The organism is Moorena sp., from assembly GCF_982860115.1.
In genome coordinates this window covers 1-13,385 of record NZ_CEYLVT010000204.1, presented here as the reverse complement: position 1 = coordinate 13,385, position 13,385 = coordinate 1, and the positions used below count along the sequence as shown (strand labels likewise).

General features: G+C 44.6%; 10 protein-coding genes. 4 read left to right on the top strand and 6 right to left on the bottom strand.

Going from position 1 to position 13,385, the window contains the following annotated elements:
- Positions 1 to 152 precede the first annotated feature (152 nt).
- Positions 153 to 776 (top strand): prepilin-type N-terminal cleavage/methylation domain-containing protein, encoded by a 624-nt coding sequence (locus AC4II3_RS25695; protein ID WP_488012198.1) that lies wholly within the window; start codon positions 153 to 155, stop codon positions 774 to 776.
- Positions 777 to 830: 54 nt separating this feature from the next.
- A complete protein-coding gene (locus AC4II3_RS25690; protein ID WP_488012200.1) occupies positions 831 to 1,454 on the top strand; it encodes a pilus assembly FimT family protein in 624 nt (207 codons plus the stop codon).
- Here the strand turns inward: AC4II3_RS25690 and AC4II3_RS25685 are convergent.
- The 3 genes from AC4II3_RS25685 to AC4II3_RS25675 are packed head-to-tail and all read right to left on the bottom strand — an operon-like array spanning position 1,420 to position 4,168.
- Positions 1,420 to 1,548 (bottom strand): hypothetical protein, encoded by a 129-nt coding sequence (locus AC4II3_RS25685; protein WP_488012202.1) that lies wholly within the window; start codon positions 1,546 to 1,548, stop codon positions 1,420 to 1,422. The genes AC4II3_RS25690 and AC4II3_RS25685 overlap by 35 nt on opposite strands.
- Position 1,549: 1 nt before the next feature.
- Positions 1,550 to 3,838 (bottom strand): 1,4-alpha-glucan branching enzyme, encoded by a 2,289-nt coding sequence (glgB, locus tag AC4II3_RS25680; protein WP_488012204.1) that lies wholly within the window; start codon positions 3,836 to 3,838, stop codon positions 1,550 to 1,552.
- Positions 3,839 to 3,868: 30 nt separating this feature from the next.
- Positions 3,869 to 4,168, bottom strand: coding sequence for a hypothetical protein (locus AC4II3_RS25675; protein ID WP_488012206.1), 300 nt, complete (start codon positions 4,166 to 4,168; stop codon positions 3,869 to 3,871).
- A 469-nt stretch (positions 4,169 to 4,637) separates the two neighbouring features.
- Here AC4II3_RS25675 and AC4II3_RS25670 point away from each other — a divergent pair, with 469 nt between their 5' ends.
- Together AC4II3_RS25670 and AC4II3_RS25665 are read left to right on the top strand one after the other, a co-directional pair.
- Entirely contained in the window at positions 4,638 to 5,171 is a 534-nt protein-coding gene (locus AC4II3_RS25670; RefSeq protein ID WP_488012208.1) for a hypothetical protein, read from the top strand.
- Positions 5,172 to 5,385: 214 nt separating this feature from the next.
- Positions 5,386 to 7,074 carry a peptidoglycan D,D-transpeptidase FtsI family protein gene (locus AC4II3_RS25665; RefSeq protein WP_488029251.1) on the top strand — a complete coding sequence of 563 codons (1,689 nt, stop codon included), beginning with the start codon at positions 5,386 to 5,388 and terminating at the stop codon, positions 7,072 to 7,074.
- A gap of 28 nt (positions 7,075 to 7,102) precedes the next feature.
- Here AC4II3_RS25665 and AC4II3_RS25660 read toward each other — a convergent pair whose 3' ends face one another.
- The 3 genes from AC4II3_RS25660 to AC4II3_RS25650 form a co-directional block, all read right to left on the bottom strand.
- Entirely contained in the window at positions 7,103 to 9,208 is a 2,106-nt protein-coding gene (locus AC4II3_RS25660; RefSeq protein WP_488012212.1) for a thioredoxin domain-containing protein, read from the bottom strand.
- Between the two features lie 150 nt (positions 9,209 to 9,358).
- Positions 9,359 to 11,650 (bottom strand): GumC family protein, encoded by a 2,292-nt coding sequence (locus AC4II3_RS25655; protein WP_488012214.1) that lies wholly within the window; start codon positions 11,648 to 11,650, stop codon positions 9,359 to 9,361.
- A gap of 806 nt (positions 11,651 to 12,456) precedes the next feature.
- A partial coding sequence (locus AC4II3_RS25650; RefSeq protein WP_488012216.1) for a glycosyltransferase occupies positions 12,457 to 13,385 on the bottom strand: 929 nt, incomplete at its 5' end.

Below are 13,385 nucleotides of genomic sequence, written 5' to 3'. Positions count from 1 at the left end.
AGGGAGTAGGGAGTAGGGAGTAGGGAGTAGGGAGTAGGGAGTAGGGAGTAGAAATTTACTCTAACCAATTCATAAGGGATAATACAATTAAATTTACTTCATAAATATCATCATAAACCCTATAGCATTATATGTTGAAAATTTACAGAAAAATGGAAGATAATCAAAGCCTAAACCGGAAACTAAATAAGGATGCTGGATTCACCTTTATGGAATTACTAATAGTAATTTTAATGGTAGGAATTTTATCCGCCATTGCTGCTCCCAGCTGGCTGGCTTTTGTGAATCGACAACGAGTGAATAAAGTGAATGAGAGAGTGTTAAGTGTAATCCAAGAAGCCCAGCGACAAGCCAAAAATAAAAAACTGAGATACAGCGTTAGTTTTAGGATGAACGACGGAGTTCCAGAAGCGGCAGTTTATCAAGATAGGAATAATAATAGGGAAGAGAATACACCAGAGACCTTTCAATGGCAGAGTTTAGTTGGTGATTTAGGGGTCAAACCAGACCAAGTTTGGGTGGGGACAAACCTAATTGATGACAACAAATCTGGCGGAACGTTATCCATTTTGGAAGATGAGAGAAAAATTACCTTTGATAACCAGGGCGCTCTACTAAAGGATGAAGTTACTAACTCCGCTATCGTAGTAGCTATTCGCGATCCTAGGGATAATGATAACCCTATTGAAGCTACCAAGCGATGTGTAAAAATAAAAACTATCTTGGGTGCCCTAGAAACTAATAAAAAAGGGGCAGAATGTAATCATTCAACATAGTGCTGAGTGAGTTAGAAAGGTACAAGGTCAAACTTAAAATCAGGGTGATAGTCCATGCAATTCAATAGCCAACAGGGCGATCAATCCCGAGGTGATGCGATTGCGCTACGCGCACGCTGCGCGATCGCTGGATTCACTCTACTGGAAACTATTATTGTAGTATTGCTAGTTGGACTATTGGCTGCGATCGCAACCCCCAGCTGGCTCACCTTTATCAATCATCTGCACCTCAACATAGCCCAAGACGAAATTTACCGAGCCATGCGGATTGCCCAAAGCAACGCCAAACGAGACAAAGACATCTGGCAAACGAGCTTTCGAGAAAAAGATGGCATTGTCCAGTGGTCAATTCACCGAGCTATGGGAAAAACATGCATTTTAGATCAAGTCCATTGGCATAGCCTTAGCCCTACCATCGCCATCTACAAAGACAAAAATAAGAAAGGTAAATCTGAGACTACCCTAGCCAAACCAAAGGGAGACTGTTCAACAACTGGACCATGGCGAGTCCAGTTTAACTACAAAGGAAACACCAACGGACAACTGGGACAAATCACCCTAATCACCAAGAATAATAGCACCACCCAACGTTGTGTTTACGTCTCAACTTTGCTCGGAGCCCTACGCAAGGGTAGATATCATCCTAAACCGAATAATAGTAAGAAGTATTGTTATTGAGGGAATCGGGAATCGGGAATCGGGAATCGGGAATCGGGAATCGGGAATCGGGAATCGGGAAAGCTAATCTGTCTCCCCATCTCCCTATCTCCACACTAGTGTAACTCTGCTTTAGTCTTGTGATGATCTAGCTTTAAAATCAACACTCCTAGGGGTGGCAAACACAAATCTAGGGAATAGGGATGATTGTGGAAGAACCATTCATCTGTCCACTTACCCCCTAGATTTCCCATATTACTACCACCGTATTGGCGAGCATCACTATTGAGCAATTCTTTGTAGAATCCCATCTCGGGGACTCCTACTCGATAATGACTATGGGGCTGAGGGGTAAAATTGCACACTGTCACAATAAATTCTTCAGAATCGTGAGCATAGCGAATGAATGAAACGACACTATGGCGATTGTCACTACAATCAATCCATTCAAACCCGTCCTGGTCAAAATCCTGAGTATAAAGCGCCGGTTCCCTGCGATACAGATGATTCAGGTCAGTAATAAACTGCTTTAAATTTTTATGGGGTTGATATTGCAACAAATCCCACTCCAAATCTCCCCAGACATTCCACTCACTCCACTGACCGAACTCCATACTCATAAATAGAGTTTTCTTACCTGGGTGAGCAAACATATAAGCATACAGACAGCGGAGATTAGCAAACTTGAGCCACTCATCCCCAGGAATTTTCCCAAGCATGTTACTCTTGCCATGAACCACCTCATCGTGAGAGAGGGCAAGCATATAATTCTCAGCATGGTTGTACCACATGCTGAAGGTAACATTATTCTGGTGGAACTTCCGAAACCAGGGATCCATGCTGAAGTAATCTACCGTATCATGCATCCAGCCCATATTCCACTTCAGATTAAATCCCAAACCTCCTAAATAATTGGGCCAAGAGACCATCGGCCAATCTGTTGACTCTTCCGCAATGGAGAGAACACTGGGATAATAACCAAAAATTACCTGATGAGTTTGCCTAAGAAAATCCACCGCTTCCAGATTTTCCCGACCCCCATACTGGTTTGGTATCCATTGTCCATCCCCACGTAAATAGTCCAGATAGAGCATAGATGCTACGGCATCCACCCGCATGCCATCAATGTGGTACTTATCAAACCAAAACAAAGCGTTAGCTACCAGAAAATTCCGCACTTCGTTACGGCCATAGTTGAAGACTAAGGTTCCCCACTCCTGATGTTCACCTTTACGGGGATCCGCGTATTCATAGAGATGAGTACCATCAAAGAAAGCCAAACCATGACCATCTTTGGGAAAATGACCGGGTACCCAATCCAAAATTACCCCAATCCCATTTTGGTGGCACTGGTCGATAAAATACATCAAGTCTTGTGGGTTACCATAGCGCGAGGTACAGGCATAGTAACCGGTAACCTGATAGCCCCAAGAGCCATCAAAGGGATGCTCCGCCAGGGGCAAGATTTCGATATGGGTGAAGCCCAATTCTTTGATATAAGGAATTAATTGTTGGGCTAGTTCTCGGTAAGTCAGGAAACGGGCTCCTGGTTTGAGGTCTGAAACGGTTACCACGGTTAGGGTTTCACCATTTGCTCCCTGAGGAAGTTTAGCTGAAGAACCATGAAGCCAAGAGCCCAGATGTAGCTCATAGACAGAAATCGGTTGCCTCAAGGGGTCAGTGTGACGCCGATGCTCCATCCAGTGGTGGTCATGCCACTGATAGTCCTCCAAGTCGGTAACAATCGAAGCAGTTTTCGGTCTGACCTCTTGTTGGAAACCATAGGGGTCAGATTTTTCGTAGATATGACCTTCGGAATTTTTAATCTCGTATTTGTAGGGTTCTCCCACTCCTAGTTCAGGAATAAATAGTTCCCAGATACCGGTGGCTCCTTTGCGCATCTGATGTTGACGGCCATCCCAATGATTAAAATCCCCGATGACTGAAACATTACGAGCATTAGGTGCCCAAACGGCAAAATAAACTCCTTCAACCTGATCAATTTCTGTAGGATGAGCCCCCAGTTTCTCGTAGATGCGGTGATGATTCCCTTCTGCAAATAGGTGCAAATCAAAATCGGTTAGTTTGGCAGAACGGAAGCCATAGGGGTCATAGCTAACCCATTCGCGTCCGCCTTTTTTAATGCGCAGTTGGTAATTAGCCAGGCGAGGTGTTTCAATTTCCACCTCAAAGAAGTGAGGATGGTGTACCGATTGCATTGGGTAAGACTTCCTTTCCGTTGGCAGAACTACCCATGCTGCTTCTGCATTTGGTAGATAAGCCCGCACCACCCAACTAACGTTACCATCCTGCTCAAATTTATGGGAACCAAGCACCTCAAAGGGGTTATGATGTTGGTTTCCTACGATCTGGTCAATTTGTTCGGGAGTAATTCTTGAAGACATTCAGGGTATACAGGTCTGGGAGTATCACCGTTAGAACGGAAGGATTGTCCGAAACAAATCGCTCAGTTGCAACAGAAAAATCAATTCTCGAATCTGGGGGTCAAGGCCAGGGGGGATTGAGCGTTGTGCTATGGCATCTTGCAGTTGGGCGTATTCAGCGGGATTCATTGGCTTGCCATCAAGAGGCGATCGCGCTTCAATAATAATCTCAGTTCTCAACACTTCTTCCGGTAGATCCTCCGGAGGTGGTAAACACCAAGCTGGTCTAGCTATAAGTATAGCGATAGTTAATTCTAGGCCAATTCCTAACAATTTCAACAATTTAGCCATCACCAACAAGATTGATTACTTAAATTGAGTCGTTAATCAAATCCTATCTCAACCGATTCAGCACTGCCTGTGGCGTCTGGATTAATCAGTGTGGCTGTGTGATTGATTTACAGGAATTTCTATTGATGGGATTGGTTTTTTGCTCTAACCTTAGGGTGATGGCTAGGGTTATGGGTGCGCTCAGGAGTTTTTTTCTGATTTTTACTACTAGTTTCTAGGCTATCACAAATCCTCGTCTGTTGCTAACTAACGATTCATCCTGAATCTGAACTGATGCTAAGATAGGTGCGTTCTAGCATGATCTTTGTAGCTAGTAATAACTGCTACCAAGTTAATCTTGGTCAGTAGGGCTTTTTGATTTAGCTGACCAGCCTAAGACCTCTGAAGTCTCAGCCACCAGATTGTTTTCCTGCCCTGATTAAAATTTACCGGTTTCCCATAGGTGTTTCCAACAACTAAGGAGTTTTTTATGAATGCTGTTCCTCGCTCTGCTCGTAGTCAAAGAAATCGGTCTCAGCAATCATTGGCTATTTCAAAAGACAAACGTTCTAGGATAGCACGACCACCAACACATACTATGATGTCACCGAAAAACCCTAAGCCAAAGGTTGAAAACGTGAGTGTTTTGCAGCAGCAAACACCAATTTTGTTGAAAGCCTTACTATTTTTAAAACTTGGATCAGATATAGTAACATTTACACTAATTGCTACTGCTGTCACGGTTTATTCCTGGACAGTTTACAGCCAGCAACAATGGACCCAAGAGTATCGTAAGCTAGAGGAGCTGCAAAGAGATGAGCGCAATATGACAGCAACAACCGAAGTGATCAAAGATCAACTCGCTCAACAGGCTGAAAATCCAGCTACAGGGCTGGTTACTCCCAATCCAAGTAATACAATTTTTCTAAAACGAGCTCCTGAACGTCCTCAGCGTGAGCCATTTACCGCTTTCACGAAACCTCCTGAGCCAAAACCCAAGAAAATCACACCCCTGGGTTACTAGTTTGTTGCCTAGGGATAGGGCGAATGGGGGTAGGGAAAAATATGTAATGGTATATTTAGTTAAGTATATTTATTTAGGTATATTTATTGAAATACATTTAGTTAAGTATATTTATTTAGGTATATTTATTTAGGTATATTTGTTAAAAATGATAGTCAGGTAAAACCTTATGAAGCCCGGTAAGTCACTGGGAAACAACCGTTTGAGACTGCTAATGATATGGGTAATAATGATGGCAGGCGGCAGTGGGCTGTTGCTAAATTTATACCGTTTGCAAGTTTCAGAGGGATCGTCCCTAGAGGAAAAAGCACGGCGGCAGCAAATGGTCTATATGCGGCCCTTTGTACCTCGCCGTCCTATTGTTGACCGCAAGGGGAATGTTTTAGCCATCGACCGACCTGTCTATACCTTATATGCTCACCCGAAGTTGTTCAAAAAATCCTTACGGGAAATTGCTGCTTTGCTGGCTCCGATGATCAAAAAAACACCAACAGATTTGGAGGAGCAGTTCGGTAAACGTAAGAGTGGTATTCGCTTGGGCAATACGATCCCAGAAGCGATCGCAGACCAAATTGCTCGGTTGAACTTAGATGGTTTAGAGTTGATTCGACAATACTCCCGCTTTTATCCCCAAAATGAATTGGCATCAGATGTGGTGGGTTATGTAAACATTTTCGATCATCTGGGTCAAGCCGGTCTAGAATACACCCAAGAAAAGTTCCTAGAACGGGAGATAAAAAACATCCGACTGAGCCGTGCTGGCAATGGAGCCTTGATGCCAGGTCATGTGCCAGAAGGATTTATGCATCTTGATGACCTGCGGCTACAAATAACTATCGATAGTCGCCTGCAACGAGCAGCTCGCTCTGCCCTCAAGGAAACCATCAAGAAGTTTAATGCAGAGCGTGGCAGTATCATAGTGATGAATGTACACAATGGTTCCTTGTTAGCCCTAGTTTGTGAGCCAACCTACAACCCCAATCAGTACTCCAAATTCGATGTGAGTTTGTTTAAAAATTGGGCGCTGTCAGACTTGTATGAACCTGGTTCGACATTCAAACCCCTAAACGTTGCGATCGCATTAGAAACTGGTATCATTACAGCCCAAACCTTGTTCAACGACACTGGTAAGATTCAAATTGGCGAATGGCCGATTCTCAACCATGACTATAAATCAGTAGGCGCTCGCGGGATGATCAATCCCAGCAAGATTCTTCAACATTCCAGCAATGTGGGCATGGTGAGGATGATGAGAAAGATGAAACCTGAGGTTTACTATGACTGGTTAGAGAAACTAGGCTTAAAGCAAAAAGTAGGAATTGAGTTACCAGCTGAGACGGCTGGACAGCTCAAAAGTAAGTACAAATTTAAAGTTTCCCCAATTGAACCAGCTACGGCTTCCTTTGGTCAAGGCTTTTCCTTAACCCCGATTCAGTTAACTCAGATGCTAGGTGGCCTTGCCAATGGCGGTAAGCTAGTGACTCCCCATGTGGTTCGCGGACTGTTTGACACCAAAGGGAATCCCCACTGGCAACCACGCCGTCCTGCACCGAGACGAGTATTTTCCCCCAACACTACTCGGACAGTGCTGGAAATGATGGAAACTGTAGTAACCGATGGTTCTGGAAAGGCATCCCGCATTCCTGGTTATCGGATTGGTGGTAAGACTGGTACGGCTCAGAAAGCCAGTCCTAATGGGGGCTATTACAGCGATGCCAAGATCACCAGCTTTGTGGGAATTTTGCCAGTAGAATCTCCCCGCTATGTCATCTTAGCAGTAGTGGATGAACCCCAAGGCAATGCCTTTGGTTCTACCGTAGCTGCACCATTAGTCAAATCAGTTATAGAAGCACTGATTGCCATTGAGCGGATTCCACCATCCTCACAAAACTTCCGGCAGTAGGGAAACTCGGTTTTCAAATGAGTACAATTCAAGCTCTGGTTTGACTTGTCCGCACCTGTGCTAATAACTGATCAGTGTTAGTGGCTGCTGGTTTACAACTCAGGCCCTGACAAACTAAACCAATAACAGAATCTGGCAGATGGGTATCTAATTGATAAACACTGACGGGGAAATACTCACAGATCACGGAGGTAAGTTGCTTAGCACCAGCGCGAATCAGAGTGCAATTGCGGTACCAATCTAAAGCAGTAAATATACTGGGACAGGATTGAGGGGATGTGTTGAGTACGCTACTAAATGCTTTCAAGGCTTCTTCTGCTCGGTCAAGGTATCGGAGATCTTCAGTGAGTAAAGCCAGACGTACTAAGTTTGCGATCGCAACGCCATTGGCAGATGGTGTCGCATTATCCGTATAACTACGCTCGTTTACTAACAGTTGATCACTAGGGTCACTGGCAGCATTATAGTAACCACCATTATCCACACTCCACAGCAATTCATCAAACTCCTCCTGAACCTTAACAGCTTTCTCTAACCAACTGGCCGGTGAGAGGTTGGTCGGTTGCTGATTTGAACCTTGGCCAAAAGGCAATGGTTGTTCTACTGACAAACTTGCTTGATGTAAATCCAGCAGAGCTTTGATAAACAAGGCATAATCCTCAGACTGAGCCAGCACTGCCGGTTGACCATCATAGTTTAGTCGGTGGAATCGTCCTGCTACCCATTGATTGTTGAGGATGAATTGAGCAGCAACAGTTGCTAGTTGCCAATAGTCCGGTTCAAGAAACACACTATAGCCTCGCGCTAGGCCAGAAATCATTAAGCTATTCCAGGCAACAATCATTTTGGTGTCCGTTACTGGTGGAATTCTACCGAGCCAGTTCTGGGTTTTTGCCTCTTGATTGGTCTTGGCTGGTGGGAAGGTTTCCAGGAGATCCGGTTTGGCACCATAACGTGCTTCAAACAGTTTAGCCAAAGCAGCTTCAGTGTTCTGGGAAAACTGATCTGAGTAACGGCGCTGCAACACATTCTTGCCTTCAAAGTTGCCCTCTTTGGTCAGAGTAAATTCTTCCTGAATTGCTGTAAACTCTGATGGGCTTAGCAGTTGTTCTAGTTCTGAATAACTCCAGACATAAAACGCCCCTTCTTCAGGTTCACTGTCTGCTGGGGTCGCGAAATTATCTGCATCTTGAGCAGCATAAAAGAAACCATTCGCAGCGGTCATTTCCCGCTTGAGCCATTGAACTGTTCCTGCGATCGCTCGTTTAAAAGCGGCTTCCTGAATCCCTGCACTCCACAAATCTACCAAGTACTCAACAATCTGCCCATTGTCATAGAGCATTTTTTCAAAGTGGGGTACTGTCCAAGTGGGGTCAACGGTGTAGCGATGAAACCCCCCAGCGACATGATCGTAAATACCCCCCTTAGCTAAGTCTAGTCCCCGCTTTGTGCAAGCCTGCTCTGGATTATACTCCGATGCCCAATCGAAGCGAGTAACCCGTAGTGCCATACTGGCATAGGGAATCATGGGGAAACGTGGACCTGGATTGAGAGCATTAACGACACCCACACTAACTTGACCACCGATAAAGAGCAAATCATCACCAAGCTGCTCTGATTCCGGTAGTACTGCTGCCTGTTGGAGGTATCCCAGAATGTCTTCTTTGAAGGTGTTAAGCTTGCCTTTTTCTAAATCATAGAAGCGACGAATTGATTGGAGCAACTGCAAAAACCCCGGTCGTCCGTAGCGTGGTTCCACAGGGAAGTAGGTACCTCCATAAAAGGGTACCAAGTCATCGGGTGTCAGGAAAATATTAAGGGGCCAGCCTCCTTGACCTGTCATCATCTGCAATGCTAGCATGTAAATGCTGTCAATATCCGGTCTTTCTTCTCGGTCTAGCTTAATCGGAAGAAAATTAGCATTCATATACTCGGCAACTGCCTGATGGGAAAACGCTTCGCCCTCCATCACCGTACACCAGTGGCAGCTAGAGTAACCGATAGATAGGAAAATTGGCCTATCTTGTTTTTTTGCCGTTAATAGCGCTTCTTCACACCAAGGCCACCAATCGATCGGATTTTCAGCATGCTTACGTAGATAAAGGCTTTGGGATTGGGCAAGGCGGTTAGTCATGACAGCTTCAGTAGTCGCTTCCCCTTCAGTCTACCTTGGTGAGTACTGAATCATTGATGTATTTGTCGTTAGTTATTTGTTGTTATTCCTTTATGATTGACTCTTTGTTATTAGAGTAGTTAAAAATGACCAATGACCAATGACCAATCACTATGAAACTTTGGTTTCCTCAAGAGTATTGCCAAAGTAATAATGATAGTAATCATAGCTACCGGTAGTGTAACCTTTTAAACCATTAGCAACTATACCCAAAACTCTGGTATGAGCAATTCTCAATTCACAGAGAGCTTCTTTAAACAAAATTTGGTTAGCTTTACCTAAACCTACGACCATCAATATCCCATCGGTATTAGGCTCCAGAAGTCTTGCATCCGCCAGACCAAGTAGGGGAGGGGTATCAAAAATTACTAGCTCAAACCGCTCTTTGAGATATTGAACTAAATTGTGCATCTTTGTGGAATTGAGAAGCCGGGTGGGGTCGGGGGAAATTTGACCAGCAGTTAGGACACAGAGATTTTCCTCTAGAGGCGATCGCTGAATCACATCATCAACCTTGATTTCGCTAGAAAGAACATCGCTCAGTCCCCACAAATTAGGTAAATCCATCTTCTGATGTATCTGAGGAAAGCGCAGATTACCATCCACCAGTAAAACCTTTTGCCCCATTGCTGCTGCTGCCAGGGCTAAGAATATAGCCGTAGTGGATTTACCATCTGTTGGTTCAGCAGAACTCACCACTATAGAACTAATGGGTTTCTCAGAATACAGACATTGGAGATTAAATTGCAGAGAGCGAAACGCCTCTAAAACAGGAGAAATCTGGTAGTTACCAGATCCCCCCACACCGATTTGTGGCACTGAGGCTTCCGGATCGGGTATTATGCCCACACCAGTAACGGTAGTGCATTTTTGGAGTTCTTTGTTAAAGGGGATTGTACCTAATATTGCTAAACGAGTATACTCTTTGATATCATCGGTGCTGTTAAGCAACCGATTTAACTTTTCTGCTAAAAACCCAGCCGTAGCACCTGCAACTATCCCTGCTGCTGCACTTAGGAGCAAAGTATCAGGCAAATTGGGGGATATTGGTTTTTGAGGTTGTTGCGGCTCAACTATTGTCTGCCAAGGGATACTGGTTTTAGCTGATTCAAGTTCCAAAGTTTCCCGAACTGACTCAAAGTGGTTTAGGCTTTCTTTTGCTACCTCAATCTTCTGCTTGAGTTCTGTATATCGATGGGCAATCACAGCTAGCTGTTTGAGTTGTTCACTCATCAGACTTTCCCCTTTAGCGATGGCGACCTGGCGCATCTCTAAAACCTTAATTTGGTTGGCCGTCTGTACTAGCTGCTGAATCAAATTCAGGCGAAGTGTACTTGAGGAACCCGATTGAGCATTGCCACTCAACCCCTGCATACGGCTATTCATCACCCTTTCTGCTTCCTGACTTAACAGGGGGAGTAAATTTTGCTGTTGTTGCCTTAATCCCTCAAAGGTAGATTGGTTTTCCTTGAACTGTGCCAAATCCAACACCATCTGACTTTCTACTTTAGAAAGTTGGCTGAGCAATTGTTGATAACGGGGTGTTTCTATAAGGTTAGCCACTGCTTCCGCTTGCTGTGAGGATAGCCCCAACTGACCTTTGAGTTTCCCATAGAGAATAATCGTTTCTCGGAGCTGAGTTTGGGTAGCTTGTCTGTGTTTAACAATAGCATTGACCCGATTCGTCAACAGTTCACCCTGAAGTTGTGGATTAATCAGGTTGTACTTCTGCTGGAGTTGCTGGAGTTGTAGCTGAAGCTGATTAATTTGTCCTTGTATTTTAGGCTGCTGAGTCGAGACAAATTGAATTCCTTGTTTGATGCTAGCCTGCTGTTGTTGCTTAGAGTGCTCTATGTAGCCCAGAGCAACTTTTTCCAAAACAAATTGAATTTTTTCCGGATCTGAATCTTGGTAGGCAACTTCTAAAATTTTGGTTTCTCGCAGTCGGGATAGAATGATTCCTTCCCGGAGAGTATGATAGTTTATTTCTGGATATTGGGTTTGAATTTGCTCCACAATCTCAGACATAACCTGAGGAGAGCTTAATATCTGAATTTGAGTGTCATAGTCGAAACTTGTAGTTGGAGCAGCAATGCTATTTACCCCAGGTTTTCCCTGCAACTTAAACGGGTCTTCACCAGAGCTGGGTTCGATTAACAGCTGGAATTTGCCTTCATAGATCGGAACTGCACTTAAGGTTTTTGCAATAATTCCTGATGTCACAGTAAGGGCCACCCCTGCCATCAAGAGAGCTCGACGACGAGCAGCAGCTAATATACGACGCAGATCGAGTTTGCTGGCTTCCAACTCATAGACTCCCCCTGTTAGTTGTGGAGAAGATCGATACTGCTGTTGACCACTATGGTTAGATAGGGATGGCTTATAAGCTCCTTGGGAACCCATAATTCAAGTTCTTTTTGCTACTTGGGGATTGGGAATTGGAGATTGGATAACTGGTAGGATGCATAAACCCTAGTTACATGCTAGTTACAGCAACATCGGGAATGATAAGCCCGGCTTTTTGATCAATATCGATTAGCCCGAAGGGCTACGCTACGCGAACAGCAATAACCTTTAATTTTTATTGGTTGAAGGTCAAAACAAGAAAGTTCATGTAACATCATTCCGGACTCACGACGCAATCGCTTGCCAACATAGAGGATATCCAATTTACCAAACTTTCCCAATTTACAGATACAAGAGTTATGCCACCCATCAGGATGAATAGGACCCATGCAAAAAGGAAAAAGGAATAGTAGCGTCGTGACATACTCCCAACGCTAACCTAACGGTATAGCGCGGGCTTCTTACCAACTCCAGCCATTGCTTTGGATACTCGATAAGCTTTATTAACGACACGGGATGCCCCTCCGCGCCGGAACAATACAAAAAGTTCTATCTCCTTTGTACTGCTGGAATTTTACCCATTCACAGATAAGTGAAATACTATCAAGTCTTTTTCTGAATGGAACCCTATATTCCAGGTTGTCAAGGTTCAATTAGCAGGTGGCGATTAGCTCTTAATTTGACTTACCTGCTACTGCTATTCTATCACATTCGCATTTCGACGTTCCGACTCTTGCCCAGCGCTTCATCCCAACACTTACCTTATCTGGTAAAGTGCGGGGCTTCTCGCGGATCAGCTAACTTTATCCTTTAACCTTTAACATTTATCTTGATTGCCAGGGGATGAATGTGCCCAATAGATTTTAGGCACTAGTTGTTGCAAAATTCTCTGATTTGGCTTCCACCAAGCTCTCATAGAGCTGACTCAGCTGATGGGCAACACCATTCCAGCTAAACATATGTTCTACCCTTGCTCTTGCCCCTAAACCAAGTTGATTTTTCCAGTCGTGATCCGAGAGAATCCGATCGATAGCAGCCGAAAAAGCACCAGCATCTTTGGGTGGTGCCAGTAAGCCAGTTTCTTCAGATACAACGGTAAACTGAAGACCACCGACATCACTAGCTACTACAGGGGTGGCACTAGCCATGGCTTCGATGGCAACTAAACCAAAAGGCTCGTAGTGACTTGGTACTACGCAAACATCAGCTGCGGCGTAATAAGCTGGCAGTAGTTCATCAGCAATGCGTCCAGGAAATGTAGTGATAGTTTGCAGTTCCAATTCAGCTACAATCCCTTCAATGCGATCGCGTTCCATACCATCTTTCTCTCCAGGACGAGAACCACCACCAATAATCAGCTTCAAGTTAGGATCACCCCGTAACTGGGAGGAACCAACAGCTCGAACCAGGGTTTCAATGCCCTTGCGTTCGTCAAACCGTCCGACGTAAAAGATGATTTTGTTTTCAGGGCTAAGCCCAAGTTTTTGCCGTGCTTCTAGGCGGTTAATATTGCCAAATCGGTCAATGTCGGTACCACAGGGAATAATATCAATGTCGCCCTTACTTGAAACTAGCGTATGCATGTGTTCTTGTTCTTGGGGAGATGTAGCCACAATGCGTTCTGCTGTTTCTAGCACTGCTTTTTCTATGTCCAAGCGAGTCGCAGCAATCTTCGGAATTGTTTCTACTGACTGGTATTTAACTGCGCCTAGGGAGTGATAGGTGTGAACTTGAATGAGCGATGCAGCGCGGTCTTGGGGAGGCAGCGCGGTCTTGGGGGTTCCCCCCATGA